Source organism: Corynebacterium sp. HMSC065D07 (assembly GCF_001810695.1).
Lineage (GTDB): Bacteria > Actinomycetota > Actinomycetes > Mycobacteriales > Mycobacteriaceae > Corynebacterium > Corynebacterium hesseae.
The window spans coordinates 38,362-64,498 of the sequence record NZ_KV802434.1; the positions used below are offsets into that span (position 1 = coordinate 38,362).

Sequence of the window (26,137 nt, forward strand, 5' to 3'; positions counted from 1 at the left end):
TGGGCCAGCAGCATGTGCGCATTGGTCGAAAGGAAGGATACGGCACTGTGTATTGCCCGTTCTGTCACAACGAACAATCACGCGTTATTGACTCGCGCGTGATCGACAGTGGAACCTCGATCCGGCGGCGTCGCGAATGCGCCGCGTGCAAAGGTCGCTTCACCACCATCGAGAAAGCAGTCTTGTCAGTAGTCAAGCGAAATGGCTTGGCTGAGCCTTTCAGTCGCGACAAGCTGATCCGAGGCGTCAAACGTGCATGTCAGGGGCGCGACGTTAGCGATGATGCTTTGAAGAAGCTCGCTCAAGAAGTTGAAGAGACCGTGCGCAGTCACGGCTCCTCGCAAGTAAACGCCAATGACATCGGCCTTGCCATCCTGGAACCTCTGCGAGATCTCGATGAAGTGGCCTACCTGCGCTTTGCGTCCGTGTATAAGTCTTTTGAAAGCGCCGACGACTTCGAATCAGAAATCCGCCTCATGCGTCGGCGCGACCGCGATAGCTTTTAGCGTAATTTATCCACTGCCTTTTGGATTCTCCTCAAAGACACCGCGTGGGCAGTGCCCAGGCGTTGTGCGAAGAGCGATACGCGCAGTTCCTCAATCATCCAGTAGATGTCTTTAACCTCACGCGTCTTTTCACGGCCAGGAGGCAGGGAACGCAACCGATTGGCCACATAGGCTTTGGCCTCGTCGACGTCTGCCTGCCGGTCAGCATCGCGGTCCGGGTCCACGTTCATTTCCTCAAGCCTGATGCGCGCGGCCTGGATATAGCGCGGTAGATGGCGCAGATGTTGGATCCCGTGGACGGTGATGGCGTGCGCGGGCAACAGGAAATTGAGCTGGGCCCGAATATCATCGATGGCCGGCCCCTCCCAGTGCTTCAGCTCAGCATTCAGATTGGAATACTCTGCCAGGCCCGGCGCAATTGCAACGACTGCCTGGCGCACTCTGCCCGGGACCTCCGGTTTGACCGCGTTGAGCAATGCATTGAAGTCACCGGGGGTGCGCACGGGGCCGCCCTTTTCCATCATGATGTCGCGTACTGCGGCTACCCGGGCATCGCTGACAAGTCCTTCCGCCCCGCCGTGGGGGTAGGAGTCGACGGCTACCCGCTGCTGTAGAGGAAGCCCTTTGACCATCTGCTGCGTATTCACCGTAATTTCTCGGAGCAGCAAGGTTAGGGTGGTGGTGATCATGGAGGCGTCGGCAGCCGCCTTGGTGGGATGGACCTTGAGCGCCACGCCGTCCTTGGTCGCTACGAGCGCGGGGTAGGCGGTGACCTCATGCCCATCGACGACGGTTACCACTTCCTCATCGATGGCGCCGAGCGTATCCTCCGTCCATTCCTTGACCGCAGTGGATTCGGCGGCGCGGCCAACGCGTGAGACCGAGGAGGAAATGTGGCCGGCTTGGCGTTGGACCAGAGCCTGCAAGTTGCGGTCTGAGTCGATGACCTTGCCCCGCTTGTCCACTGCGGCATAGTTCATGCGCAGATGCGGAGGGAGCTGGTCGGGGCGGAAATCGCCGGCGTTGATGCCTTGGCCGCCCATCTCTTGCAAAATCGCAGCGAGTTGCTCGGTGAGTGTGCCCTCATAGGGCAAGAGCTTGGGCAGTGCGCGTTCAGCGAACTCGGGTGCCGGAACCACGGTGCGTCGAAGCGCCTTCGGCAGCGAGCGAATAAGCTCTGTTATGAGCTCTAGGCGCAGGCCCGGTACCAGCCAATCGAAGCCTTCTGTGTCCAACCCCGCGAGGAGCGGGACGGGAACCATGAGCGTGACACCGTCGAGTGGATCGCCCGGCTCGAACTTGTAGGACAAGTCGTAGTCGATGCTTCCCTTCAACCAGCGGTCGGGGAAGGCATCCTCGGTGACATCGTGGTCCTCCTCAAGGAGCGCTTCTGGGTCGAAGTCCAAGGAATGCTTGTTCTTCTGCTTTTTCCACCAGGAATCGAAATGCCGAGCGGTGGTGACAGACGCAGGGATTCGCTGATCGTAGAAATCGAAGAGACTGTCTTCGTCCACGACGAGTCCGCGCCGGCGGGCCTTCTCCTCATATTCGGAGGCCTCGGCGAGTTTGCGCTTGTTGTCGTGGAAGAAGTGGTGGTGGGTGGTCCAGTCGCCGTCGACTAGCGCGTTACGGATGAACATATCGCGCGCTGCCTCAGGATCCACGCGGTGATAGGGCACGGTCCGGTCGGCGACAACAGTGACGCCATAAAGCGTCGAGCGTTGGGTGACGACCGCAGAGCCGCGCTTTCGCGACCACGTCGGGTCAGAATAGTTGTGCTTCAGCAAATCCTTCGCCAGCTTTTCAACCCATGCTGGGTCGATGGCAGCAACGTCGCGCGCCCACAGGCGCGACGTTTCCACCAACTCAGCCGCCATGACGAACTCGGGCGGTTTCTTTGCCAGTGCCGATCCGGGGAAGACGAGGAAGCGGGTATTGCGTGCACCAATGAACTCCTTAGAGTTGCCATCACGCGCGCCGATATTAGACAACAGTCCAGAAAGCAAGGCCATATGGATGTCATCGGGGCGACGCTCTGTGCTTTCCTGGGCTTTCCACCCGAGCTGCTTGGCGACGTCCCGCAGCTGCCTCACCAGATCGAACCACTCGCGGATGCGCATATAGTGCAGGAAGTCGGCCTTCATCCGTTTGCGGAAAGCATTGCCGCTCATCTCATCGCGAGCTTCCTGGACAAAGTCCCACAGGTTGAGCATGGCCACAAAGTCGGAGGTTTTATCCTTGAAGCGGGCATGTGCCTGGTCGGCTTGAGCTTGCTTGTCGCTGGGCCGCTCGCGCACATCTTGAATCGTCATGGCAGCAACGATGACCATGACGTCGTGGAGACAACCGGAAGTCTTGGCCTCGACCAGCATGCGGGCCATGCGTGGATCTACGGGGATGCGGGCAAGATCGCGTCCTATTCGGGTCAGGACAGGTAGTCCGTCTTTTTCTTTGCCCTCGAGGGCGCCCAGTTCGTGCAGAAGAAGTAGGCCGTCTCGTACGGCCTTCGGCTCAGGGGGTTGGACAAAGGGGAAGTCAGCAATGTCCCCAAGGCGCAGCGAAATCATCTGTAGGATGACGCTGGCCAGGTTGGTGCGCAGAATCTCGGGATCCGTAAACTCCGGGCGGGATAGGAAATCCTGCTCGCTGTACAGGCGGATGGCGATGCCATCCGCAACGCGGCCACAGCGGCCCGAGCGCTGGTTGGCGCTTGCTTGGGAGATCGGCTCGATGGGGAGGCGCTGCACCTTGGTGCGCGTGGAATAGCGCGATATACGCGCCGTTCCCGTATCCACGACGTAGCGAATGCCGGGCACCGTCAATGAGGTCTCAGCAATGTTGGTGGAGAGCACGATGCGCCGTCCGCGGTGCGAGCGGAAAACGCGATGTTGTTCCTGGTTGGACAGGCGTCCGAAGAGCGGAGTGACCTCCACGTTGCGCCAGTGGCGCCCCTCGATGGCCTCCATGGCGTCGCGGATATCGCGCTCTCCGGGGAAGAAGCACAGAATATCTCCTTCGCCTTCGGCCATGAGCTCCTCGATGGCTTCGCAGAGGGCGTCGAGAGGATCGAGGTCGATGGTCTTGCCGCCCGATTCGACCTCGAGCGGGCGGTAGCGGATCTCCACGGGGTAGGTGCGCCCGGAGACCTCGATGATGGGGGCAGGTTTGCCCCCAGCGTCCGCGAAGTGTTCGGCGAAGCGCTCGGGATCAATCGTTGCTGAGGTGATGATGACCTTCAGATCCGGACGCTTGGGAAGCAGCCGCTTGAGGTAGCCCAAGAGGAAGTCGATGTTGAGTGAGCGCTCGTGTGCCTCATCGATAATGATCGTGTCGTAGGCATTGAGGAAACGGTCGCGCTGCATCTCTGCCAGCAGGATGCCGTCGGTCATGAGCTTCACGGCGGTGGTGGAGGAGACTTTGTCATCGAAGCGAATGGCATAGCCGACTGTGTCCCCGATGGACTGATCAAGTTCTTCTGCAATGCGCTCGGCGACGGTACGCGCTGCTAGTCGCCGCGGCTGGGTATGGCCAATGAGCCCCCGCCGGCCGCGGCCGAGTTCCAGGCAGATTTTTGGAATCTGTGTGGTCTTTCCCGAACCGGTTTCACCAGCGATGATGACTACCTGATTCTTTTCGATCGCCTCGGCGATATCGTCGCGGCGTCCGGTGACGGGAAGCTCCTCGGGGTAGGTAATCGGCGGCACGTTGGCATCGATGGTGCTCACCTTGTCTTGGGCGGCTGTGATATCGGCCTGGATCGCAGCAAGGGCCTTAGGAGAGCGAGCCTTGCGCAGGCGGCGACGGAATGCGCGCTCATCACTCAAAGAAACTGTTGTGAGAGCGCCGTAAAGATCTTCGCGAGTAGCAGTCATAGTTGACCTAAAAGTCTACTCGGAAGGCTATTCGCTCACAGGTCCAGGTAGAGAAAATGTTACCCTCGTGGTGACTGTGTGAACAATGATTAAAGAAGGGCACAATCAATGACTAATCCTTTTGGTTCGAATCCGGAGGACAACGGCTCCAACGGAGGGTTCGGGAGCAACCCGCAGAACGGCCCCGGTAATTCCTCCGGGAACACAGGTGGACTTCCAAAGTACGAACCCACCAGCCACCCGGAAGACCAGGCTGGTTTCGGTCAATCCGGCAACTATGGCAACTATGGCGGCGGAGCTTACGGCTCTCAGTCCTATGGTGGGTACGATGCTGGCCAGCCGGGTTATGCCGGTGCGAGCTATGGAAATAGCTCCGGTCATGAGGGCCCCGGCCCAGGAGCCGGTCCGGCCTATACGGGTCCAGTCAGCGCTATCGAAGCGATCAAATGGGGATTCAAGGCCACGCTCGGCAACGCACTTTTGTGGGTGTTGGGCGCCGTTGTCGTGTTTGCTATTCAGTTTGTCCCACAAATTGGAATCAGCGTCGGTACGCAGAGCGCCGAAGGGGCGGAGACCTCCGTCATGTTGGACCTCTTCTCCTTCGCGGTGTCCATCCTGTCCTTTGTCATTTCTCTGGTCGTCTATCGTTTGGCCTACCGTGAAATCGATAAGCCGAGCCCCACATGGGGAACCCTGTTCCAGGGAGTTCGCTGGGTGCCGCCACTCGTAGTGAACCTTGTTTTGGGTGTTCTTGTCGCGATTTCCATCGTCATCGTGGTCGTCGTTCTGTTTGTTGTCGGCCTGGGTGGAGTCTCTTCGATGGATCTCCAGAATCCGGAGCAACTCAGCCAGAGCGATGTTTTCGCGCTCGTTGGCTCCATCTTTGGTGGGCTCCTTGTAGTGATGCTGATTGCGCTGTTTATTCAGCCCTTCTTTACCCTCATGCCCTGGTTGGCAGCCGATACCTCCTCGATCGGCGAGGCTTTCTCCCAGGGACTCAAGCTGGGCAAGGAAAACTACAGCCACCTTTTGCTGTTTATTGTCCTGTCTGGCCTCTTGGGTTTCGCGTCCCTTATTACCTTGGGCTTGGCTCTGATTATTATCGCGCCGGCCCTTCAGCTGGCGACAGCGCACCTGTGCCGCCAGTGCCAGGGGCGTTATGCTCCGGCAGCTTAAGGCTTAAGCCAAACCTATAACGCAACGCCGCCTAAGCTTTCCTCTTGCCCAGCCACCGCCTACCGAGGCGGGCCGGGCTACAAGAGGTAAGCCAAGGGCGGCTTTGTAGTATTTAAAGCCATCAGAGTTGGGGGCTTGAATTACGAGGCCGGGAAAAGGGCTCGGGAGCGTTCCGCAGCGTCCTGGAAGGCGGCGGTGACCAAAGAACCAAAGGCCCGAAATTCATCAGCGCGGGCAGCAGACGATCGGAAAACGAGTCCAACCGGGCGCTCCGCTGTTACCGTGGGGGCGAAACGGGCGACCGCAAGCTGCGGGTTTTGGCATTCCGTTGCGAGCGCTGATTCAGGGACAAGGGTAGTGCCTAGATTTCCCATGACGAGCTGCAGGATAGTGGTCAGCGACGATGCTCGGGTGACGGCATTGGTGGCTTCGGAGGGGTTTACCTTGGCGCGACGGCATAGGTCGAGGACTTGGTCGCGGAGGCAGTGGCCGTCGTCAAGCAGCAAAAGGTCAAGGTCTGCAAGCTCTTCGAGTGTGAGATCCTCGCGCCCCGCGAGCGGGTGTCCTGCCGGTGTTACGACGGTAAAGGATTCGCTATAGAGAGGAGTCTCGACCATCCCGGTGGCCTCGGTGGGCAGTGCGGCCACAGCGAGGTCTAAGCTGCCCTCGCGCAGCTTGTCTAACAGGTGTTGAGTCTGTTCCTCGACGAAGCGTGGTTCTAGATCGGGGTAGGTTTCGCTGATGGATTTCAGCAGCCCCGGCAAAATATAGGGCGCGATGGTGGGGATGATTCCGATGGTGAGGGGGCCAGTTAACGTACCGCTTGCACCGTGGGCTTGGCTGAGGAAGGCATCGGACGCTTCGAGCGTTGCCTTGGCGTAGGGGAGGAGCGCCTCGCCGGTGGACGTCACGATGACTTTGCGGGTAGAGCGCTCGATGAGCTGGACTCCCAAGCCTTGTTCGAGGGCGACGAGTGCTTGGGAGAGCGAAGGCTGGGAGATATCGAGTTTGGCGGCCGCGGAGCCAAAGTGTTTGTTCTCCGCAATCGTGACGAAGGTGCGCAACTGGGCGAGGGTTGGGCGATACTCCTTATTGTTCATGCCTATAACTCTAACATCTCTAATTCGTCGGGCCTATTGACGTGCGAGGGGGTTCGTGGCATACTTAACAAGCGAGCGGCTGCGTACCAGCTAAAAGGTAGAATGGTGTGCGGTCGTAGAGATTTACATCACTTTTGTGCATTGTTGTGACTATTGAAGGAGTTGAATCTTCTATGCCTATCTTGACCGTTGGTGAGAAGTTCCCAGAGTTCGAACTGACTGCGCTGAAGGGCGGCGACCTCCACGACGTCAACGCTAACCAGCCGGAGGATTACTTCGAGCAGGTGTCTTTGGACAAGTACCAGGGGATGTGGAAGGTTGTATTCTTCTACCCGAAGGACTTCACCTTTGTGTGCCCGACTGAGATCGCAGCCTTCGGCAAGCTGGATGAGGAATTCCAGGACCGCGATACCCAGATCCTCGGCGGCTCCACCGACAATGAGTTTGCGCACTTCAACTGGCGTGCAACCCACCCGGAGCTGAAGGAAGTCCCGTTCCCGATGTTCTCTGATATTCGCCACGACCTCATCCGCGCCCTCGGTGTGGAGAATGCCGACGGTGTTGCTGACCGCGCGACCTTCATCATTGACCCGGACGGTGTTATCCAGTTCGTGTCCGTGACCCCGGACGCTGTGGGCCGCAACGTTGATGAGGTTCTGCGCGTGCTCGATGCGCTGCAGTCCGAAGAGGTTTGTGCCTGCAACTGGGAGGCTAATGACCCGACGAAGAACATTGACAAGCTCGAGGTCGTTCAGTCCGCACTGTAAGACAACGCTAAGCACAACCGTCCAACCATAAAGGAGTTACTCAGTGTCCATCGACAACCTGAAGTCCGCACTTCCGGCGTATGCCAAGGATCAGAAGCTCAACATCGGTACGCTGACGCGTACGACCGAGCTGAATGAGGAGCAGCTGTGGGGCAGCTTGGTCGCTGCTGCGGCCGCCACCCGTAATGATCTGGTCCTGAAGGAGATTCTTGAGGAAGCCCGCGAGCACCTCAGTGAAGAGGCAGTTGACGCAGCTCTCGGCTCCGCCACGGTGATGGCTATGAACAACGTGGCCTACCGCGCAAAGAGCTGGTTGGGCGATGATTTCGCTCAGGTCAAGTTTGGTCTGCGCATGAACATCATTGCTAAGCCTGGCGTAGACAAGGCAACGTTTGAGCTGTGGAGCACCGTTGTCTCCGCTATCAACGGCTGCGAGCACTGCTTGACTGCACACGCCAATACTCTGTTGGAGGAGGGCGTGACCAAGGAGCAGATTTGGGAAGGCGTCAAGGTCGCAGGCGTTGTTCAGGCTGTGGCGCAGGCGCTGCAGGCTGAGGCTGTGCGCTCCGCTGAGTAGATAAACAGCATGCCTTCTTAGGCGCACGATAGAGAAGTCCCACTCCCGTGATTATGTACAGGGGAGTGGGACTTTTTGTGCCTCAAAGGGCTGGGGAGGTTTGCGGCCTTCTAGCGGATGACCCCGCCGAAGGCAACGCCGATGCCATAGGTAATGGCTAGCCCGAGCGCGCCACCAATGACGAGGCGGAAGACGGAACGTGCGGCATTTGTACCGGCGAGGCGAGCAGACACGTAGCCCGTAATCGCCAGGGCAATGAGAGTGATCACGGCGACGACTGCTGCGGCCATGCTCATCGGGGCTATAAAGATTGACAGGAGGGGTAGCGCTGCACCGGCAAGGAAAGATACTGCCGACCAGAAAGCGGCGTGCCAAGGGTTCGTCAGGTCCTCACCATCGATGCCCATCTCCAGCCTCAGGTGTGCCTCCAAGAGCCTATCTTTGGCGGCGATCTCATGTGCGGCGGTGTCTGCGGTAGCGGTGTTCATGCCGTAGTCAGCCAACATGGATACGAGTTCGGCGTGTTCTTGTTCAGGAAGCTCCGCCAGTTCGCGAGTCTCCTTGGCTATCATCATCCGTTCGGAGTCACGCTGCGCTGACACCGAGACGTATTCTCCCAGCGCCATCGACGCGGCTCCCGATACGGTTGCGGCCAAGCCGGCGGTGAGGATGGCGCTTGCCGACGCCCCCGACCCCACGACGCCGAGCAGAAGTGCAGCGACGGAGACGATGCCGTCATTGGCGCCGAGAACTCCCGCCCGAAGGGAATTTAACCGCGCGTTGTGTGAATCGCCATGGGGCTCATTGGCATGGTGTGCCATTTCCAGCTCCTTGAATCCTAGAGAACTGCTCTTACTCCAGTATCGTCGCTGGTCAGAGTCCTGTAAAGCGTGTATAGGCTTCGCTGTGTGTAGGGAGTGAAGGCTTAGGTAATCGTTCCCGTCCACTCACCGCAGGGGATGCCGTCCACTGACAGGCCCATCGTGAAGACTTCCTCTTTTAGATTAAAGTGGGCGGTGGGCAGCGTGATTGCGAGTGCCTCGGGGGAGTAGTTGTATTGATAATCAACTGGACGGTGGGCGTCCCTCGTGTCTTCTCCGTATGAAGCGATCTCCATCGAGCTGAGGTTGGCTTGCTCGAAGTAGGCGATGAGCTGAAGGTCGAGGGTGTGCAGCTTAAAGACGACGTCACGGTGGTGGGGCATGCCCCCGAGGAGCCAATGCACAGTGACTGAATCCTCGTGTGTCTCAAAACGAACGCCGGCAAGGTGGATGCTGGTGGCTGGGGAGTTTGGGTTAGTCATAGTGGCGCCCACTGTACTCCCCATGTCGCTACTTGAAATCGAGGGAAAAGTATTCAGATTTGGTTAAGTGCAGAACCTTTTCAAAGAGCCAGCAAAAGAGCAGCGCAAGGGCGAGGGGAAGTACGACATAAACGAAGGTAATGATCATCACGTTGCCGGCGCTCCATCCCCACCCTTCGTAATTGAGAGCCGCCAGCGGGCCCATGAGGCCGGATATTCCGAAACCGGCGGAGATTGGTGTGCCTGAGATCCCTAGAGCGCCACCAATGCCGCCCAGGATTGCGGCGGAGCAAATGACGGGAAGGAAGGTGACCGGCTTGGACAACATATTGGCCATCTGTACTTTGGGAGAGCCCAGAACATGCAGGATGGAGGTGGCGAAGCCGTTGACGCGCCAGCCGGCAACGAGGAGCGTGAACCCTGCGGCAACGGCCCCGAGGTTGGCGGTGCCAGAGGCGATGCCGTCGATAAAGATGGCGGTAGCAATGCCGACGGTGGAGACTGGGGAGACGATCATGACTGCAAAAAGAACGGCGAGGACTATGCCCATGAGGACCGGCTGCAAAGTTGTCGCACCGTTCACGAGGTCACCAAGCCACAGCGTAAAGACCTTGACGATGGGGAAGGTGACAACCCATCCGATGCTGCCCGCAACGAGCGTCACGATGGTGGAAAGCAACAAGATGGAGTAGTTCTTGAGCCTATCGCCGATGAAGAGGAGCAAACCAACTGCCATGGCTGCGGTTAATCCAGAGTTGATGACGAGCCCGGTGCCTTTGAGGAAGAAGCCGCCTTCGGGATTGACGGTGGCCACCCCGGAGCCGCAGAAAGAAGCAATGCCCACGGCTGCGGTCTGAATCGGCGTCATCTTGAATTCGATGCCTACGAGGACACCAATCATCACAGGTAAAAGGCTGGCGGCTAGACCCGTCAGCGCTATTACGGTGGACGCGCCGGACCAGAAGGGGAGCAGTGCCTTGGCCAACTCGCCGAGCAAGGCCTGCGGGACGAGCGACACGACGACGGCGATCGAGATGCCGTTGAGAACCTTCATGGTGAAGGATCCGAGGGTGAGATGCTCGGCCGCGGGCGCGGCGCTAGCGTGAGGGATGGGGGAAAGCTGGCGTTCGTCTATCTGCTGTGGCGTGCTCATTCCCCAATCATACGCATAATATGCGGTTGACGGAGAATAATAACAAAGAAAGGGAGTATTTAAATTCCCTAGTATTCCACGCGTAGTTCGGACAGCCGGACTTCACCAGCCTCATCGGAGGCATCCAAATCGACAGTGCCAACGATGTGGTAAGAGTTGTCCCCCTCTGGGTCCTTGAGGATCTGCCGGACGGTCCACGATCGTGAACCCCCAACGCCACGAGCCCCTGCGCCCTTGTCGCCCTTGTCCAGGACAAAGTACTCCGGGCCCCGTGCTGCTGGCCCAGTATCGATGTCATCGTAGTCATCGAAGTAGTCATCGAGAGCTTGGCCAAAGTCGGGGATCTCCTCCAAATAATCCAACAAATCTGCCAAGCGATCTTCCTTCTCCAAGGCAAAGAGCTGCGCGAGCCGGAAGAAGTAGTTGCGCACCATGATGCCAAAGGCACGCTGATTGGCTGTCAAGGCAGTGGGATCCTCAACGCCGAAGGCCAATTCGCGGTCCAAATCCGCCTGGGAAATGGGGGAGTCCTCGCCGGCCATTTCAGCCCACTCGTCGACGAGCGAAGAATCAACCTGGCGGATAAGTTCTCCGAGCCAGACGATGATGTCTTCGAGCTCCTCGGTAAGGAACTCGGCAGGGATCGACTGCTTGAGCGTGCGCCAAGCATCAGTGAGGTAGCGCAGGATGACGCCTTCAGAGCGGGCGAGTCCGTAGGTGGCGACAAGGTCGGAGAAGGTCATGGCGCTCTCTAGCATGTCGCGAACCACAGACTTAGGACGCAGCTCAAATTCCTTGGCCCAAGGATTGGTTTCGCAAAAAGTGTCGTAGGCCTGCTCCAAGAGCTCTTCGAGTGGCTTCGGCCAGGTGATGTCTTCCACGATGGCCATGCGTTCGGTGTAGTCCACCCCGTCTGCTTTGAGCGCCGCGATCTCCTCGCCACGGCGTTGCTTTTGCTGAGCAATTAGGACTTGGCGAGGATCATCGAGCACTGCCTCGAAGACCGAGATGACGTCGAGGGCATAGGTGTCCGATTCCGGATCCAGCAAGGTGAGTGCCGCCAACGCGAAGGGCCCCAAAGGTTGGTTCAAGGCGAAATCGCGCGGCATTTCCCGCACCACGTGGTACGGGCGTCCATAGATGTCGAGACCCTTGGTGGATTTTTGGACCACGCCTGAATTGAGAAGCCCTCGAAACAGGCTCAGCGCCGTTAAGATGTCTTCGTTCTGGCGCGCACGCGTGTTGTGGCTCGTACGCAGCAGGTGTTTTAGGTGCTCGTAACCGTTGCCGTGGCGGGCGAGCACATTGAGCAGCATGGAATTGGAGACTCGGAATTGGGAAGTGAGCTGCTCCGGTTCGGCGTCGATAAGCCGGGCATAGGTCTGTTCCGACCACGAAACCTCGCCATCGCGCGCGGACTTCTTCTTCAGTTTCTTTAGGCGCGCCGGGTCATCGCCCACGCGCCGCCGCGCTTTGGCGTTTTCGATCTCGTGCTCCGGCGCCTCTACGACGACCGTGCCTTCCGTGTCATAGCCTGCTCGGCCGGCGCGACCGGCAATCTGGTGAAACTCGCGGGACTTGAGGATCCGCTGACGGGTTCCGTCATACTTGGCCAGGCCCGTCATCAACACCGTGCGGATCGGTACATTGATGCCAACACCTAAAGTGTCGGTACCGCAGATGATCTTGAGCAGACCCTTTTGGGCCAACCGCTCCACCAAGCGCCGATACTTCGGCAACATGCCGGCATGGTGTACACCAATTCCCTTACGAAGCAGCTTAGACAGGTCCCTGCCGAACGTCGTGGTGAATCGGAATCCCGCGAGCTCAGCGGCAATGGACTCCTTCTCCTCTGAGGTGATGATCTTTGACAGCGACGTCAATGCTTGCGCGCGCTCTGAGGCCTCGCGCTGGGAGAAGTGGACCACGTAGACAGGTGCCTTGCCACCAGCGAGCAATTCCTCGATGGTTTCATGGACAGCGGAAAAGACGTAGGAGAAGTCCAACGGGACCGGGCGGGTTGTCCCAGCCACGAGCGTCGTCGTGCGTCCGGTGCGCTCAGTTAAGTCCTTCTCCAGCCACGTCGTATCGCCCAAGGTCGCGGACATGAGCAAGAACTGTGCCTTCGGCAATTCCAACAGCGGAACCTGCCAGGCCCAGCCGCGATCCGGCTCGGAATAATAGTGGAATTCATCCATGACCACCTGATCGATGGCGGCTTCCGCGCCATCTCGCAGTGCAATATTGGCGACGATCTCCGCGGTCGCAGCAATGATGGGCGCGGAACCGTTCACCGTGGCATCGCCGGTCATCATGCCAACGTTTTCTGGGCCAAAAATCTCACAGAGAGCGAAGAATTTCTCGCTCACCAAGGCCTTGATAGGGGCGGTGTAGAAGCTGCGCTGCCCTCGCGCTAAAGCTATGAAGTGGGCGGCATTGGCTACCATGGACTTACCGGATCCGGTAGGCGTGGCCAAGATGACGTTATCCTGCGCGAGGATAGCTAAAGAGGCCTCTTCCTGCGCCGGGTACAGCGAGATTCCACGGCCGGAGGTCCACGATAAAAACGTCTCCCAGATGGCCTCATCAACCATCGACTCGGGGACTTCGGCGAGATCGGGCAACATCTGAGAAAGGTTCACCCGTCCCACCTTAGGCGAAAGCCTTAGAGCATAAGTCTCCGCCCTGCGGCTGTGAAAGACCGAGACTCCTCGACAGCCGCGGCGTGCTGAGCTTATCTGAGGTTAGACGTCATCGTCCATGTCTGAGCCGGGGCCCTCGTCGCGCCCGTAGTTATCCTCGCGGTCGTCGATGTCTTCAGAGAGGATATCCGGGTTGTCATCGAGTCCGGCAAGGAAAGCCTCGAAGTCAGCCCCGATTTCCTCGCCCGTAGGCATGTGCTCTTCACCCGGCATAATGGCCTGCGGATGGCGGGAACGGTAGCGCTCCATATAAGCGTCGTACTGCTCTTCCAACTGGCGGACCACGCCCGCGATCTCTTCAGAATCCGTCACCTGCTCCTCGAGCTGCTGGTTGACGCGAGCCACGTCTGCCTCCAAGCTACCCAAGGGAATGTTGAGGTCGACGGCTGAGGCAACCGAATCCAGAAGACGGAGCGTGGCCGCTGGATAAGGCGAGGCCGCCAGATAATGCGGCACATGCGCGGTATAGCCGGCCACGCGGCGGCCCTTCTTATCCAAGGCACGCTCAATATACAGGGCGGCTGCGCCGGGGACCATCATGGTGGATTCCATGCGTACCATAGAGTTAAGGAGTTCCGGGGCATTGCCGTGCGCAGTGACCACCGTGGGGCGGGTGTGTGGCACCGGCATGGGCGCGGAGTAGAGCATGATGGTGTTCTTGATATCGAACTTTTCAACCAAGTTCACTACCGCATCCGTAAAGGCCTCCCACCGCAAGTCCGGTTCCGGTCCGGACAGCAGCAAGAAAGGCGTGCCGGAATTATCCCGCAATACCTTGATGCCCAAATCCGTGTTCTCAATCTCCACGGTGCGGTCATGGTCGATAGTGACGGCAGGGCGGCGTGAACGGTAGTCAATGAGTTCGTCGTTATTAAACGAGGCCAGCTGGCGGTTTTCCAACGCGGCTTTGAGGTGATCAGCACTGGCTTCAACGGCCTGGCCTGCATCGGCGTAGCCATTCATGGCAACGATCATTGTGGGGCCTGCGCCTGGAGTGGAATCATCCTTGACCACTGGAGCGGGGTACTCCAGCTCGTACATGCGGCGCTGTTCTTCCTGCATGGTTGTGACTCCTCCTTCTAGCCGTGTGCTTGTTCTCGAGCGTACGACCTCAATCAGTGTTCTGTGACATGCAACGCTTAAGGCTTACCGCCTATTCCCAGAGGCGACTGGGCGTCCGGGGCGAACGCGAAGCTGGTCCGTACACGCGGGGCTCCCGCAGGGAACCAGTGATGATCGTTCAAGCATGCCATATGGAGGCTGGTTGTGCCAGGATTCCACTTGCTGGGTGTGGAAAACCGGGCTACTTCCAGTGGACTGCGCACTAGCCCGGACTCGTTATCCACAGATGTGCCGTGGACGGTCTTAGTGCTCTAGCGAACTGAGGTAAGTGTGGTTCAGGCTACAAGGTATGAACACACTCTCAACGCATACAGACCGCACTCCACCGATAACGACCCCAGGTCACCTCCTCGCAAACATCCCTGGCCTCCTAGGCTTCTATCCCACTGAATCGGTGGTTTTCATGGCTATCGATACCACCCCGCGAGGCCCAGCCATGGGCCCGCTTGCTCGCGTCGACATTGCTGATGCCCAAGGGGCAGTAGCGGACATCTCGCCGTTACTGGCCGAGCACGCCCGCGAAGGTGTGTTTGCATTCCTTATTTCGAAGCGTCCCCTCACCGAGCTCAGGGAGGTGGCTCACTGGCTATATGGCCTAGACCGCGCCGAGGACGGGCTGGAGGTCGACGCTGCGTGGCATACCCGGGAAATCACCAAACATGAGGCTTATGTCTTGCTTCATGGAACCGTCAACGCGGATGGAAGCGGGCCAATGAAGAAGTGGGTTGAGGGGACAATACCGGCGCTGACCGACGCCCCCTCGATGCGCTCTTGCGTCGACCACAATGTTGTACCGGAGCTCAATAGGGAGGAGTTCTTTGCTGTCTTTGCCGCAGGGAACCAGTATCTGGATGCTGCCGAAGCCGATGCCTTGGCGCGGCAAGCGCGAGAAACGGCGACGCAGTATCGTGCGCAGGTAGCAGCTGTGCGGGGAAAGAAACGAAAGGACCTCTTGGATCACTTGCTCGACGATGCTCGGTGGGCGCTTCACCAGGTGGCGTCGGTGGAGGAGGCTGAGCAGGACAGTGAGCTGCTGGCAACCTGTGCTGTGTGGCTGTCAACGACGTGGACGCGCGACCTTGTCGTGAACGTGTGCGCGACGTCGGGCGAAAAGGGAGCGCATCTCCTTCTGGCGGCGGCGCGGACATTCGGCGGCGAGTTGCGGGCAAACGCGCTGACTCTCTTTGCGCTGGCGCAGCTGGAACAGGAGTGGGATATCCTCGCCGGCCCTGCATTGCAGCTCGTCGTGGAAGAATTTCCCAGCCACCGCCTAGGCTCACTCCTGTGCCAGGCATACCGTCATGGCCTGCACGAAAAGATTCGGGACTCAATTCATACAGGCGCCCTCAAATCCTATGAAAACGCTATAGGGGAAGGGGAGGAGCATTCAGAGGATGCGGCTAGCGATGCGCAGAATGTGCCCGCTCGCCGAGCTGCTGGGTGAAGTTCCACGCGTCTGTCACGATGGTGGTTAGATCGGTGCGGCTGGGATTCCACCCGAGCTCGGATTTGATCTTTTCCGAGGAGGCCACGAGTGTTGCGGGATCCCCAGCGCGGCGAGGTGCAAGCTCAGCCGGGATGGGGTGACCGGTTACTTCGCGGCAGGCCTCAATGACCTGTTTGACGGAGTAGCCATCCCCGGAGCCAAGGTTGTAGATGCGGTGCGTTCCTGCGGCGTTGCTCTCCAGCGCTAGGACGTGGGCCTCTGCCAGGTCTCGGATGTGGATGTAATCCCGGACCGCGGTGCCGTCGGCGGTGTTGTAGTCATCGCCGAAGATGAAAATCTTGTCGCGGTGTCCCAGCGCTACCTGCAGGACGAGGGGAATGAGGTGGGTTTCTACTTCGCGGTTTTCTCCAATGGTGCCGTAGGCTCCGGCGACATTGAAGTAGCGCAAGGAGGTCGCCCCAAGGCCGTAGGCAGTGGCATAGGACGTGATCATGTAGTCAATTGCGAGCTTGGACGCGCCGTAAGGATTCGTTGGCTGCGTAGGCATCGACTCGGTAATTGGCACTTGCGCTGGCTCGCCGTAGGTTGCCGCGGTCGAGGAAAAGACGAGGTTTGTGACCTCGAATTCCCGCATGGCGTTCAGGAGCGTCAGCGTGGTTACGACATTATGTTGCCAATAGTCAGCGGGGGCTTCAACGGATTCACCGACGAGGGAACGCGCCGCAAAGTGCAGCACGCCGTCGAATCCACCTTCAGACAACACCTCACGGGCGACATCAGCGACGTCGCCTTCAACGAGACGTGCCTGCTCTGGGATGGCCTCGCGGTTGCCGGTAGAGAAGTTGTCGATGATGGTGACGTCGTGGCCTTTTTCAACCAAGACTGCCGCGCACACACTGCCGACATATCCGGCACCACCGGTAACTAACAGCTTCATCGTCTTACTTCTCCTTAACTCGGATGGCGTGGGCGAGATCGTCGACAAGCTCGACAGTATGGCCCGACTTCGTCGTCAGCGTAATGGTTCCGCTCTCATTGACCACCGTCACCTGCGAACCGATTTGGATTCCGCAGGAATAAAGATCATCGAAGGTCGAGCTGTCGGCCTGCAACACCTCATTGATTTGCACGATGGTGGCTTCAGTTTCTTGTCCCGTGGGGAGGTCGATGGCGCGGGTTCCCAAGTCGAGCTCCACCGGGGTCGTGCCCAACTGTGCCAAGCCTGGGATGGGGTTGCCGAATGGTGAGCGCGAGGAATCCTCCAATACCGCGACGACGCGCTTTTCTACCTCTTCACTCATGACGTGTTCCCACCGGCAGGCCTCGTCGTGGACCTTGTCGATGTCCAGTCCAAGGACGTCTGTGAGCAAGCGTTCAGCTAGGCGGTGCTTGCGCATGACGTTGGTTGCCAATTCGCGGCCCTGTTGGGTGAGGTCGAGGCTGCGATCAGTGCGCACGTGGAGCAGGCCATCGCGCTCCATACGAGCCACGGTCTGGGATACGGTCGGCCCAGACTGCTCTAAACGCTCTGCGATCCGCGCGCGGAGGGGAGTGATGCCTTCCTCTTCGAGCTCGTAGATGGTGCGCAGATACATTTCCGTGGTGTCAACTAGGTCCCTCACGTGGGCTTACCTTTCTGCGTTGTGGGCGGTGCGTAGCCACATAGGTTTAGACGCGGTAATAAGGATGTATTAAAAGAATATCTTAAACAATAGCGCATTCGTCGAAAGTATTGAGCGCGCAGCGCTGTGCCTCCGGCGGGGGTTCGACGGGGCACGGCAACCTCGCGGGACCTTGTGGAACGACGAAAGCCACCGAGCACTGACCACCAAAGCCCACAATGCTGTTTCAGCTGGGCTAGCAGGTAGCTGGCTCGATGGCTCATGCCAGGATTCGAATAAGAGATTTAGAGTGCGTATTCGCGGAGGCGATCGGCGCGGTTTCCTTCGCGCAGCTTGGCCATGACCTCACGTTCAATTTGGCGAACGCGTTCGCGGGAGAGACCGAATTTGCGGCCAATCTGGTCGAGGGTGCGCGGAACCCCGTCGTCCAAGCCATAGCGCAAGCGGATGACGTCCTGCTCGCGCTCCTCCAAAGAACCAATGACGGAGCGGATATCGGAGTGGCGCATGGAAGCAACCACGGCGGTTTCGGCGTCCGTTGCTTCGGCATCCTCGATGAAGTCTCCCAGTGGAGCCTCTTCATCGGTGCCCACCGGCATATCCAAGGAGACAGGATCGCGGGACTGGCGCAGCAGCATTTCGATCTTGGACTCTTCGATTCCCGATTCCTCTGCGAGCTCCTCGTTCGTAGCCTCGCGGCCTAGGGATTGGTACATCTCGCGCTTGATGCGCGAAAGCTTATTAACTTGCTCAACTAGGTGTACAGGGAGGCGAATTGTCCGGGACTGGTCAGCCATGCCGCGGGTAATGGCCTGGCGGATCCACCAGGTTGCGTATGTGGAGAACTTGAAGCCCTTGGCGTAGTCAAACTTCTCCATAGCGCGAATCAGGCCCAAGTTACCCTCCTGGATGAGATCCAGTAGCGGCATGCCGCGGCCGGTATAGCGCTTAGCCAGGGAGACCACGAGGCGCAGGTTTGCTTCCAAGAGGTGGGAGCGTGCCTTCTTACCTTCGCGGGCCAAGATCTTCAGGTCACGCTTCTCCGCGCGAGTTAGCTTCTCAGCATTGGCAAGCTTGTACTCGGCGTAGAGGCCAACCTCAATAGTCTGCGCCAATTCAACCTCGTCCTCGGCGCTCAGCAGCGCAGTCTTGCCGATTCCATTGAGGTAAACGCGGACCAAGTCCGCGGAGGGATTGTCATTGGTCTGGTTACGGCGTGAGCCGCGGTCAACTTCCTGTCCGTCCTCGTCTTGGACGCTAGCAGCGGATGATGTGGCCATCTCATGCCTCCTAAGTTGCGGCTTGGTTCATCCCCTACAACGGGCCTTCGCGTCAGATAGTTCCCACGGCCCCAAAAATGTTTAATCACCCGGGAAGTGCGAGAGGTTTTAGGCCATTTTGGGGGAGGCGCGCCGAAGCTAGACCTCAACGATCACGGTAAATGGTCCTTCATTGACGGAGGACACGCGCATCATCGCTCCAAAGCGGCCTTCTTCCACAGTGAGTCCGCGCTCGCGAAGGCGAGCGACAACTCCCTGGATAACCGGCTGCGCGGCTTCACCCGGTGCGGCATCTGACCACGATGGGCGCCTGCCTTTGGCCGTTCGCCCGTAAAGGGTGAACTGACTTACCACCAGAACAGGCGCACCGCTGTCGGCCACGCTCGTCTCGCCTTCTAGGATGCGCAGCTCAGCGATTTTGCGCGCCATCGTGTCCATCCGCTCTTCCAAGGTTGGTCCCTCGGCAGTACCGGAATCAGAACCTGCCGCGACGTCCTCGCGGGAAACACCGACGAGCGCTAAGACGCCGCCGGTATCCGGGCAGGAAATAGAGCCGACAACGTCGTTGTCTACGGTGACGGTTGCTTCGGAAACGCGGGTTAAGACAGCACGCATGGGATCGAGTGCACGACCTTTCTGGGGAGGAGTTCTTTCTCAGATGACAAACGCGAGGGACTTGGGGGAGGGAGAGGGCTACTCAGTGTTGCTAAATGCCAACAGCTCCGTAGGGATGAGTAGCCCATGGCGGATGAGATCCACAATGGCTGGAAGCGCGGCGCTGACCAACTCGGATTCCTCAAAGCCCTGCGCGGCGGCATAGAGCTCGATGGTCTCCCCAATACTCAGCCCGTGGGGATTGAGCCCGGCGACGATCGCCGCGAGGTGCTCGTCGACGTCATGCTGCCAGCGCGGACCGTCCGTGCGGCTGAGCCGTAATGCTGCGCGCTCAAAGCCCATGCCAAGCTCCGTGTCGGGCAGTGAAACGTCTTCGCGGGCGACACCTGGGCGCAGCTGCACATGCTTTGTTTCCAGCTCACCCGGCACCAGGTTGCGTAGCCATTCAATGCGAGCGAAGTATTCCTCCACTTCGGGCCCGAGCGGATCGATGACTGGCTGCGCCATGGTCTCCGCCAAAACATCGGAGGGCTCGTCGTCTGCGATGCGCTGGATAGCCACGAAGCCAAACCCGATGCCGGTGACATCATGATCACGGAAATGCTCCAGCCAACGGCGTGAACGCTCCTGGCCTTCAGCACTGCGAACATCCACGGATTCATCGCTCAACCACGTGGAAACATAGAGCGCAGGGTCCGCCACATCGCGCTGAATGATCCACGCGGCCACGCCGGTATCCGGCAGCCATGAGGCAACCCGCTGCTGCCAAGACTTGTCGCCTTGGTGTACCCACGCAGCGAGAATGTGTGCGGTGCCCCCAGGATTGAGGTGCTCCACAGCTTGCGATATGACAAGCTCACTTGCTCCATCCAGATTGAGGCCGGAATCCCGGTACACGTGGCCCACCTCGGGCAAGCCCACCACGAACGGAGGGTTAGCAACGATTCGGTCGAAGCTCTCGTGCTGCACGGGCTCGAACCAAGAACCCTGGCGAAGCTCAACACGGTTTTCTGCGCCTGCAGCAGCGACGGTAGCGCGGGCAAGGTGGAGGGCTCGCTCGTGAACGTCGGTCGCAACAATTCTTTCAGCAGACTCCAGTTGCCCAAGGATTTGTACGCCAGAACCCGTGCCCAGGTCTAGTACTGAGGACACGGGTGTGGTCGGGGTCGAGTGCAAGAGGGAAAGACTGGCAGAGCCTACCCCCAACACGTGCTCGGGGCCGGGCACGTGATCCACTAGGGAGGCATCAACATCGGAAAACACGATGCGGTTCTTACCCACGATGACGTGTGGCCGAATGTCATAAGCCACGTAGGCGGTGCCGTGCTCGTCGGTAAGCACTGCGCCGCAGTCGAGCAGCCGGGTGGCTAGGCGTGCGCCGAGGACGTCGGAAAGCAGCGTGGCCGGTACGTGTTCGTGCAGCAGGAAGATCCGGATGAGGTGGTCCAGGCGGGAATCACCGTTGGCTCCCAGTGCCACGGCGGCTGGCTCGCCGCGATGTAGCGCTTCGGTGTACTCCGGCCCCAGGTGTCCCGCGATACCGTCCGCACTGAACCCTGCCTCAGTAAAGACGTGGGCTAGTTCTTCCGCAACGTCTGCGATGGGGTTGTCCGGGTTCATCGCCGGGCCGAAAGGGGAGGGCTGTTGGGTGCTCACAAAAATATCCTTTGATAGTTGGGGAAGGAAACGGTGACTTCTTAATCTTCGTGCTCAATTGTGTTGGTCGTTGAACTCTCCGCGTTCGTGCCCGAGGGGGAATCCTCCGATGAGGGCGCGCCGGGAAGTTCGCCATGAGCACCGCTGGTGATTTGTTCGCGCCGTGCCTGCGCCATCTGTCGGGCGAGAGCGGGCTTATACACAGCTTTGTCACGTTTGTCCTTCTTCTGCCCCCGCCCGTTGCCGATGACCACGGCTATCCAGGGAAGCGGGAAGGTGACGCCCACGACGAGGGCGGCGGCTATCCACCAATGCCAGGCATACACCATGACACCAGCTAGAAGCAGTGAAGGGATGCGCAGAAACTGCAAAATGGAGTAGATAACTTCGCGGCGATGCCGGTCCTGGCCGGGAGCGAGTTTGGCGGTTGTAATGAGATAAGCCTTGCGCCCGAATCGACGCCCACGCCGCCGCCCCGATCGTGGGGTATGGCTGACGTTATCGCGCGAGTTCGAAGGGGTCATGCTCACCAGCGTAGCGGTAGGACTCGCCAACTTCGATACCGATGCGGCATGATAGTGGGCGTGAGTACGACGACTAAGACTATTGAACGCCCTGATGTCCGCGAGGATACGTCGACCAACGACGACACCCCGAAGTTTTTCCACTATGTAAAGAAGAACCAGATCCTCGATTCCGCGGTCAACGGTAAGTACGTCGTTGCCCTCTGTGGTGAGACCTTCCCCGTCACCAAGCAAGCCAAGCCTGGTTCGCCCGTGTGCCCGGACTGCGAGCGCGTATATAAGAGCCTGCGCCGCCGCTAAGCGTGCCGTCGACGCTTAGTATTGCGTCGACGTAAAACGAAGACTTTCACAAGAGCGGGATGTTGGGATAACTAGAGGGGGATAGTCGCTGACCGTGTCTACACAGACTCCAGCACAAAGATTTGCCAATAATGGTTCGCTGCGTGTGTGGCAACGCGCGGCCTTGGATAAGTTCCTGGCCACCAAGCCGAAGGATTTCATGGCGGTGGCAACGCCAGGCGCAGGTAAGACTACCTTCGCCCTGCGCGTGGCCACAGAGCTCATGGCGGACCGTACCGTAGAGCGCGTGATCGTGGTGGTGCCCACCGAGCACCTCAAAGTGCAGTGGTCTGAATCTGCCTCCCGCGTGGGGCTCGCGCTGGATCCGAAGTTCACGAACTCTTCTGGAGTCAACCCCGCCATGGATGGCGTGGTGGTGACTTACGCCCAGGTAGGCATGCACCCCTTTAAGCACCGCGCGGTGGCCTCAGCCCGGCGCACCTTGGTGATTCTCGATGAGATCCACCACGCCGGCGACGCCAAGAGCTGGGGTGACGGCGTGCGCGAGGCCTATGACGACGTGGAGCACCGCCTCGCCCTGACCGGTACGCCTTTCCGCTCGGATGATTCCCAGATTCCTTTCGTGCGCTACGAGGAGGACGGGGAAGGGCACTTGGTCTCCCGCTCCGATCACACGTACGGCTATGGCGATGCGCTTGCCGACGGCGTCGTGCGCCCCGTGGTCTTCCTCAGTTACTCCGGCGAGTCCCGCTGGCGCGATAGTGCCGGCGAGGAGCATGCGGCCCGCTTGGGCGATATCCTCAATCCGGAGCAGACCGCCCGCGCGTGGCGCACTGCTCTGGACCCGAAGGGCGAGTGGATCCCCACGGTCCTTCAAGCTGCCCACACGCGTCTGATGCAGATGCGCCGCAACATGCCGGATGCCGGTGGCCTCGTACTCGCTACCGATACGACGACGGCGCGCGCCTACGCGAAGATCCTCAAGCAGATTTCAAACACCCCGGTATCCGTCATCCTCTCCGATGACCCGGGTTCCTCCGCGCGTATCGCAGAGTTCTCCGAATCCACCGACGAGTGGATGGTGGCCGTACGCATGGTGTCCGAGGGTGTCGACGTTCCGCGCCTCGCAGTGGGTGTCTATGCCACGTCTGCCTCGACCCCGCTCTTTTTTGCTCAGGCCATCGGCCGCTTCGTGCGCTCCCGCATGCCGGGAGAGACCGCCTCGGTATTCTTGCCTTCTGTCCCGGTCCTGCTGGGGCTGGCGGAGAACATGGAGAAGCAGCGCGACCACGTCCTCGGAGGGGAGAAGAACCCCGACAAGGAGGGCTGGGATGATGAGCTGCTCGAGGACGCCAACAAGAAGAAGTCCGAACCGGACATGCTCGAACCTTCCTATGAGTCCCTCGGCGCGGAAGCAGAATTCTCCGGCCTGCTCTACAACGGCTCGCAGTTCACCACGGGCAATATCACCGACGAAGAAGAAGACTTCCTCGGAATTCCCGGGCTTCTCGACGCAGACCAGGTCAAGGACCTCCTGCGCAAGAAACAGTCCGATGAGATGGATCGCCGTGAGGCAGAGGAGAAGGCGCGCCGGGCTGCTGAGGCGGCGGAGGAACAACGTCGCAAGCTCTACGGCACCCCGCATGCGCCCAAGCGTGGGGCGGAGGCGTCGGCAAGCAGCACCGGATCCCAGTCAGGCGTGGTGGATGAGATTTCCGCGCTGCGCAAGGAGCTCAACACGGTGGTCTCCATCACCGCTCAGCGCACCGGCCGCCCGCACGGAGCCATTCACACTGAAGCGCGCAAGGCTTGCGGCGGACCTCCTACCGCGCTGTGTAACGCTGAGCAGTTGCAAGAGCGCATCGATTATTTGCGCAAGTGGTAGCTGCGCGGACGCAGTAGAATCCGGCACAGTATCCGGTGGCGAAGGGTAGGCTCGGCAGCATTGTGAGAAGAGTGCTCTAGGCCAAGGAAAACCTAAGGAGAAAGATGATGAAAAAGCTCATCAACTCGCCGGACAACGTAGTAGCCGAATCAGTAGAGGGCTTCGCGTTAGCCCACGGTGACATTGTCACTCGCAACACGAACCCGCTGTTTGTTTCCCGCAAACAGAAGAAAGAACACGGCAAGGTGGCTATTGTCTCCGGCGGTGGTTCTGGGCACGAGCCTTTGCATGCCGGTTTCGTTGGTCATGGAATGTTGGACGCGGCCGTGCCCGGCGCTATGTTCACCTCGCCGACTCCAGACGCCATCCAAGCAGCCACCGAGGCAGCTAATGCTGGGGCGGGAGTGCTCTACATCGTGAAGAACTACACCGGCGATGTCCTCAACTTCGATACTGCGGCAGAGCTGGCTGAATTCGATGATATTGAAGTTAGCCAGGTCATCGTCGACGACGATGTCGCGGTGGAGGATTCTACGTTTACCGCCGGTCGCCGCGGCGTCGCCGGAACCCTCTTGGTGGAGAAGCTAGCCGGTGCCGCGGCCGAGCGCGGCGATGACCTCGCTGCAGTGACCGCTGTGGCGAAAAAGGTGGTAGAAAACACCGCGACTATGGGCGCGGCGCTTTCCGCCTGCACCGTGCCCCATGTGGGCAAGCCTTCCTTTGACCTCGGGGAAGACGAGGTTGAGTTGGGCGTGGGCATCCACGGCGAGCCGGGCCGCAAGGAGATTCCGCTGGTTTCGGCCGACGACGTAACGGACCACTTGCTTGATCCCGTCCTGGCAGACCTTAAGCTGAGCGAAGGCGAGCGCACCATCGTCGTTGTCAACGGCATGGGAGCCACCCCGGCCTCTGAGCTGTACGTGGTTTACCGCCGGGTAGCTCAGCGCTTAAAGGAGGCGGGGGTGAGCATTGAACGCTCCCTTGTGGGCAACTTCGTTACGAGTCTGGATATGGCCGGGTGCTCCGTGAGCGTCATGCGCGCCGACGACGAAGACCTTGCGCTTTTCGACGCCCCCTGCCACACCGCCGCACTACGCCAAGGAGTGTAACTATGACAAATGATGTAACTCTTTCAACCGACTGGGCATTAGCGTGGATGAATAATTGTGCTGCAGCTGCGCATGAGCACCGCGAGGAGCTCATCGAGCTTGACCGCGCCATTGGAGACAGCGACCACGGTGAAAACGTCGATCGCGGCTTCCGCGCCGTCGTGGAGAAGATGGGCGCGGAAATCTCCCCAGAGGATTCTACCGTCGCTGATGTTCTGAAACTGACGGCAAAGACACTCATGTCCACCGTTGGCGGCGCCTCCGGGCCGTTGCTAGGGACCGCTTTCTTGCGTGCGTCTAAGGCTGCCGGTTCCGGGGCGATTGATGCGCCCACGGTGGCCAGTCTAATCGAGGCTGCACTCGAGGGGATTACTGCGCGCGGCAAGGCCGCGGAAGGGGAGAAGACGATGGTCGACGCCTGGGCGCCGGCCGCACGAGCTGCCCGTGAAGCGGCGGATGCCGCGCTGAGTCCCGCTGAGGTTGTGCGGGCGGCTGCTGACGCCGCAGCAACCGGCGCGGAGGATACCATTCCGATGGTGGCAACGAAGGGCCGCGCTTCCTATCTTGGGGAGCGCTCTGCTGGGCACAAGGATCCGGGTGCTACGTCCTCGGCTCTGTTCCTGGCCGCGGCTGCCGATGCTGCCGAGACTTCAACGAAGGAGGCATAGAACATGACACAACCGCGCGTTGGGCTTGTCCTTGTATCGCATTCGGCCAAGCTCGCTGAAGGCCTAGCAGAGCTTGCCGGACAAATGGCCGCTGATGTGACCATCCTTCCCGCCGGCGGCTTGGAAGACGGCGGAATCGGAACTTCCTACGACTACATCGAAGGCGCCATCAGCCATGCCCTCGGCCAAGGTCTCGGCGTTGTCGTCCTCACGGACTTGGGCTCGGCCACGATGACCGTTGAGTCTGTTCTTGAGTTCCTTGATGAAGAACAAGTCCGGTTTGTGGACGCCCCACTAGTCGAGGCTGCCGTTGCCGCCGCCACCGCCGCCCAACAAGGCGATGACCTTGCGGCCGTCGCCAGAGCTGCGGAACGGGCCATCGAGGTCTTCGTGCTGAAGAAGTCTGCCGCCGCTGATCCGGTGGATCAAGAGGAGCCCGAAACCAACCCAGATAGGTACTCGCTGACAGTGACTGTGGCTGATGAGGCGGGACTACACGCCCGTCCAGCCTCCAAGGTTGCGGAGATGGCCGCAGAGGCAGACGGTGTCATTGTCCTCTCCTTTGATGGCGAAGAGGTGGACGCAGACTCTGCAATGATGTTGATGTCTCTTGGTGCTTGTCAGGGCGCTTCAGTGACTATCAGCGGTGACGCTGCTGATAAAGAGGTCATTGACCGGATTGCTACGGGCATTGAGCTGGGGCTCGACGGCTAAGGCGCCAAGGAAATCGATGAGCAGCGGGCAATGACCCCC

23 protein-coding genes are annotated in these 26,137 nt (G+C 59.5%); 10 read left to right on the top strand and 13 right to left on the bottom strand.

The features are described from left to right. The first annotated feature begins 47 nt into the window (after window positions 1–47). Window positions 48–506 (top strand): transcriptional regulator NrdR, encoded by a 459-nt coding sequence (gene nrdR / locus HMPREF2760_RS04080; protein WP_010190258.1) that lies wholly within the window; start codon window positions 48–50, stop codon window positions 504–506. Here the strand turns inward: nrdR and hrpA are convergent. Continuing rightward, the gene (gene hrpA, locus HMPREF2760_RS04085) at window positions 503–4,378 is read right to left on the bottom strand and encodes an ATP-dependent RNA helicase HrpA (protein ID WP_070524471.1); all 3,876 of its coding nucleotides are present in this window, start codon (window positions 4,376–4,378) and stop codon (window positions 503–505) included. The two genes, nrdR and hrpA, sit on opposite strands and share 4 nt — an antisense overlap. Before the next feature lie 108 nt (window positions 4,379–4,486). Between hrpA and HMPREF2760_RS04090 the strand changes: the two genes are divergently transcribed. Then, window positions 4,487–5,554, top strand: coding sequence for a hypothetical protein (locus tag HMPREF2760_RS04090; RefSeq protein ID WP_070596681.1), 1,068 nt, complete (start codon window positions 4,487–4,489; stop codon window positions 5,552–5,554). A 140-nt stretch (window positions 5,555–5,694) separates the two neighbouring features. Here the strand turns inward: HMPREF2760_RS04090 and HMPREF2760_RS04095 are convergent, their stop codons facing one another. After that, window positions 5,695–6,654 (bottom strand): hydrogen peroxide-inducible genes activator, encoded by a 960-nt coding sequence (locus HMPREF2760_RS04095; protein ID WP_070596682.1) that lies wholly within the window; start codon window positions 6,652–6,654, stop codon window positions 5,695–5,697. A gap of 173 nt (window positions 6,655–6,827) precedes the next feature. On the opposite strand from HMPREF2760_RS04095, the gene HMPREF2760_RS04100 reads away from it, so the two are divergent. Then, window positions 6,828–7,421: a peroxiredoxin gene (locus HMPREF2760_RS04100; protein ID WP_070524465.1), complete on the top strand. Its 594-nt coding sequence runs from the start codon at window positions 6,828–6,830 to the stop codon at window positions 7,419–7,421. Window positions 7,422–7,464: 43 nt separating this feature from the next. Continuing rightward, window positions 7,465–7,998, top strand: coding sequence for an alkylhydroperoxidase, AhpD family (locus tag HMPREF2760_RS04105; protein WP_070524463.1), 534 nt, complete (start codon window positions 7,465–7,467; stop codon window positions 7,996–7,998). Window positions 7,999–8,108: 110 nt separating this feature from the next. On the opposite strand, the gene HMPREF2760_RS04110 is transcribed toward HMPREF2760_RS04105, so the two are convergent. From HMPREF2760_RS04110 to HMPREF2760_RS04130, 5 genes are all read right to left on the bottom strand, one after another. Beyond that, entirely contained in the window at window positions 8,109–8,819 is a 711-nt protein-coding gene (locus HMPREF2760_RS04110) for a VIT1/CCC1 transporter family protein (protein ID WP_070562945.1), read from the bottom strand. Between the two features lie 104 nt (window positions 8,820–8,923). Next, on the bottom strand, window positions 8,924–9,301 hold the full coding sequence (locus HMPREF2760_RS04115) for a hypothetical protein (protein WP_070596736.1): 378 nt from the start codon (window positions 9,299–9,301) through the stop codon (window positions 8,924–8,926). Between the two features lie 28 nt (window positions 9,302–9,329). Then, window positions 9,330–10,355, bottom strand: a complete 1,026-nt coding sequence (locus HMPREF2760_RS04120; protein ID WP_369816036.1) for a PTS sugar transporter subunit IIC — start codon at window positions 10,353–10,355, stop codon at window positions 9,330–9,332. 167 nt (window positions 10,356–10,522) lie between these two features. Continuing rightward, window positions 10,523–13,096 (bottom strand): DEAD/DEAH box helicase, encoded by a 2,574-nt coding sequence (locus HMPREF2760_RS04125; protein WP_070596684.1) that lies wholly within the window; start codon window positions 13,094–13,096, stop codon window positions 10,523–10,525. Window positions 13,097–13,198: 102 nt separating this feature from the next. Then, a complete protein-coding gene (locus HMPREF2760_RS04130; RefSeq protein WP_070521987.1) occupies window positions 13,199–14,218 on the bottom strand; it encodes a PAC2 family protein in 1,020 nt (339 codons plus the stop codon). 349 nt (window positions 14,219–14,567) lie between these two features. Here HMPREF2760_RS04130 and HMPREF2760_RS04135 point away from each other — a divergent pair, with 349 nt between their 5' ends. Beyond that, window positions 14,568–15,722 carry a DUF4192 domain-containing protein gene (locus HMPREF2760_RS04135; protein ID WP_070596686.1) on the top strand — a complete coding sequence of 385 codons (1,155 nt, stop codon included), beginning with the start codon at window positions 14,568–14,570 and terminating at the stop codon, window positions 15,720–15,722. Here HMPREF2760_RS04135 and galE read toward each other — a convergent pair. From galE to HMPREF2760_RS04165, 6 genes are all read right to left on the bottom strand, one after another. Next, window positions 15,679–16,662 (bottom strand): UDP-glucose 4-epimerase GalE, encoded by a 984-nt coding sequence (galE, locus tag HMPREF2760_RS04140; protein WP_070596688.1) that lies wholly within the window; start codon window positions 16,660–16,662, stop codon window positions 15,679–15,681. The two genes, HMPREF2760_RS04135 and galE, sit on opposite strands and share 44 nt — an antisense overlap. Before the next feature lie 4 nt (window positions 16,663–16,666). Beyond that, window positions 16,667–17,347 (bottom strand): metal-dependent transcriptional regulator, encoded by a 681-nt coding sequence (locus HMPREF2760_RS04145; RefSeq protein WP_070521996.1) that lies wholly within the window; start codon window positions 17,345–17,347, stop codon window positions 16,667–16,669. A 284-nt stretch (window positions 17,348–17,631) separates the two neighbouring features. Next, window positions 17,632–18,627 (bottom strand): sigma-70 family RNA polymerase sigma factor, encoded by a 996-nt coding sequence (locus HMPREF2760_RS04150; RefSeq protein WP_010190233.1) that lies wholly within the window; start codon window positions 18,625–18,627, stop codon window positions 17,632–17,634. 138 nt (window positions 18,628–18,765) lie between these two features. Beyond that, complete coding sequence (gene dtd / locus HMPREF2760_RS04155) at window positions 18,766–19,242, bottom strand: D-aminoacyl-tRNA deacylase (protein ID WP_070563166.1); 477 nt, start codon at window positions 19,240–19,242, stop codon at window positions 18,766–18,768. 78 nt (window positions 19,243–19,320) lie between these two features. Continuing rightward, on the bottom strand, window positions 19,321–20,862 hold the full coding sequence (locus HMPREF2760_RS04160) for a DUF7782 domain-containing protein (protein WP_185963224.1): 1,542 nt from the start codon (window positions 20,860–20,862) through the stop codon (window positions 19,321–19,323). 77 nt (window positions 20,863–20,939) lie between these two features. Then, entirely contained in the window at window positions 20,940–21,422 is a 483-nt protein-coding gene (locus HMPREF2760_RS04165; protein WP_070596689.1) for a DUF3099 domain-containing protein, read from the bottom strand. A 48-nt stretch (window positions 21,423–21,470) separates the two neighbouring features. On the opposite strand from HMPREF2760_RS04165, the gene HMPREF2760_RS04170 reads away from it, so the two are divergent. From HMPREF2760_RS04170 to dhaM, 5 genes are all read left to right on the top strand, one after another. Next, window positions 21,471–21,722, top strand: a complete 252-nt coding sequence (locus HMPREF2760_RS04170; RefSeq protein WP_012715089.1) for a DUF3039 domain-containing protein — start codon at window positions 21,471–21,473, stop codon at window positions 21,720–21,722. 94 nt (window positions 21,723–21,816) lie between these two features. Then, window positions 21,817–23,607 (top strand): DEAD/DEAH box helicase, encoded by a 1,791-nt coding sequence (locus tag HMPREF2760_RS04175; protein WP_070522009.1) that lies wholly within the window; start codon window positions 21,817–21,819, stop codon window positions 23,605–23,607. A 107-nt stretch (window positions 23,608–23,714) separates the two neighbouring features. Then, entirely contained in the window at window positions 23,715–24,716 is a 1,002-nt protein-coding gene (dhaK, locus tag HMPREF2760_RS04180; protein WP_070596691.1) for a dihydroxyacetone kinase subunit DhaK, read from the top strand. A gap of 2 nt (window positions 24,717–24,718) precedes the next feature. Beyond that, window positions 24,719–25,384, top strand: a complete 666-nt coding sequence (gene dhaL, locus HMPREF2760_RS04185) for a dihydroxyacetone kinase subunit DhaL (protein WP_070563179.1) — start codon at window positions 24,719–24,721, stop codon at window positions 25,382–25,384. Window positions 25,385–25,387: 3 nt separating this feature from the next. Next, entirely contained in the window at window positions 25,388–26,098 is a 711-nt protein-coding gene (gene dhaM, locus HMPREF2760_RS04190; RefSeq protein ID WP_070596693.1) for a dihydroxyacetone kinase phosphoryl donor subunit DhaM, read from the top strand. Window positions 26,099–26,137: the final 39 nt, after the last annotated feature.

Bases quoted from the DNA above. Each gene is read 5' to 3' on its own strand.
- hrpA (WP_070524471.1), bottom strand. From the start codon at position 4,378: ATGACTGCTACTCGCGAAGATCTTTACGGCGCTCTCACAACAGTTTCT.
- HMPREF2760_RS04090 (WP_070596681.1), top strand. From the start codon at position 4,487: ATGACTAATCCTTTTGGTTCGAATCCGGAGGACAACGGCTCCAACGGA.
- HMPREF2760_RS04095 (WP_070596682.1), bottom strand. From the start codon at position 6,654: ATGAACAATAAGGAGTATCGCCCAACCCTCGCCCAGTTGCGCACCTTC.
- HMPREF2760_RS04100 (WP_070524465.1), top strand. From the start codon at position 6,828: ATGCCTATCTTGACCGTTGGTGAGAAGTTCCCAGAGTTCGAACTGACT.
- HMPREF2760_RS04110 (WP_070562945.1), bottom strand. From the start codon at position 8,819: ATGGCACACCATGCCAATGAGCCCCATGGCGATTCACACAACGCGCGG.
- HMPREF2760_RS04115 (WP_070596736.1), bottom strand. From the start codon at position 9,301: ATGACTAACCCAAACTCCCCAGCCACCAGCATCCACCTTGCCGGCGTT.
- HMPREF2760_RS04120 (WP_369816036.1), bottom strand. From the start codon at position 10,355: ATGAAGGTTCTCAACGGCATCTCGATCGCCGTCGTCGTGTCGCTCGTC.
- HMPREF2760_RS04130 (WP_070521987.1), bottom strand. From the start codon at position 14,218: ATGCAGGAAGAACAGCGCCGCATGTACGAGCTGGAGTACCCCGCTCCA.
- HMPREF2760_RS04135 (WP_070596686.1), top strand. From the start codon at position 14,568: ATGAACACACTCTCAACGCATACAGACCGCACTCCACCGATAACGACC.
- galE (WP_070596688.1), bottom strand. From the start codon at position 16,662: ATGAAGCTGTTAGTTACCGGTGGTGCCGGATATGTCGGCAGTGTGTGC.
- HMPREF2760_RS04150 (WP_010190233.1), bottom strand. From the start codon at position 18,627: ATGGCCACATCATCCGCTGCTAGCGTCCAAGACGAGGACGGACAGGAA.
- dtd (WP_070563166.1), bottom strand. From the start codon at position 19,242: ATGCGTGCTGTCTTAACCCGCGTTTCCGAAGCAACCGTCACCGTAGAC.
- HMPREF2760_RS04160 (WP_185963224.1), bottom strand. From the start codon at position 20,862: ATGAACCCGGACAACCCCATCGCAGACGTTGCGGAAGAACTAGCCCAC.
- HMPREF2760_RS04165 (WP_070596689.1), bottom strand. From the start codon at position 21,422: ATGACCCCTTCGAACTCGCGCGATAACGTCAGCCATACCCCACGATCG.
- HMPREF2760_RS04170 (WP_012715089.1), top strand. From the start codon at position 21,471: ATGATAGTGGGCGTGAGTACGACGACTAAGACTATTGAACGCCCTGAT.
- dhaK (WP_070596691.1), top strand. From the start codon at position 23,715: ATGAAAAAGCTCATCAACTCGCCGGACAACGTAGTAGCCGAATCAGTA.
- dhaL (WP_070563179.1), top strand. From the start codon at position 24,719: ATGACAAATGATGTAACTCTTTCAACCGACTGGGCATTAGCGTGGATG.
- dhaM (WP_070596693.1), top strand. From the start codon at position 25,388: ATGACACAACCGCGCGTTGGGCTTGTCCTTGTATCGCATTCGGCCAAG.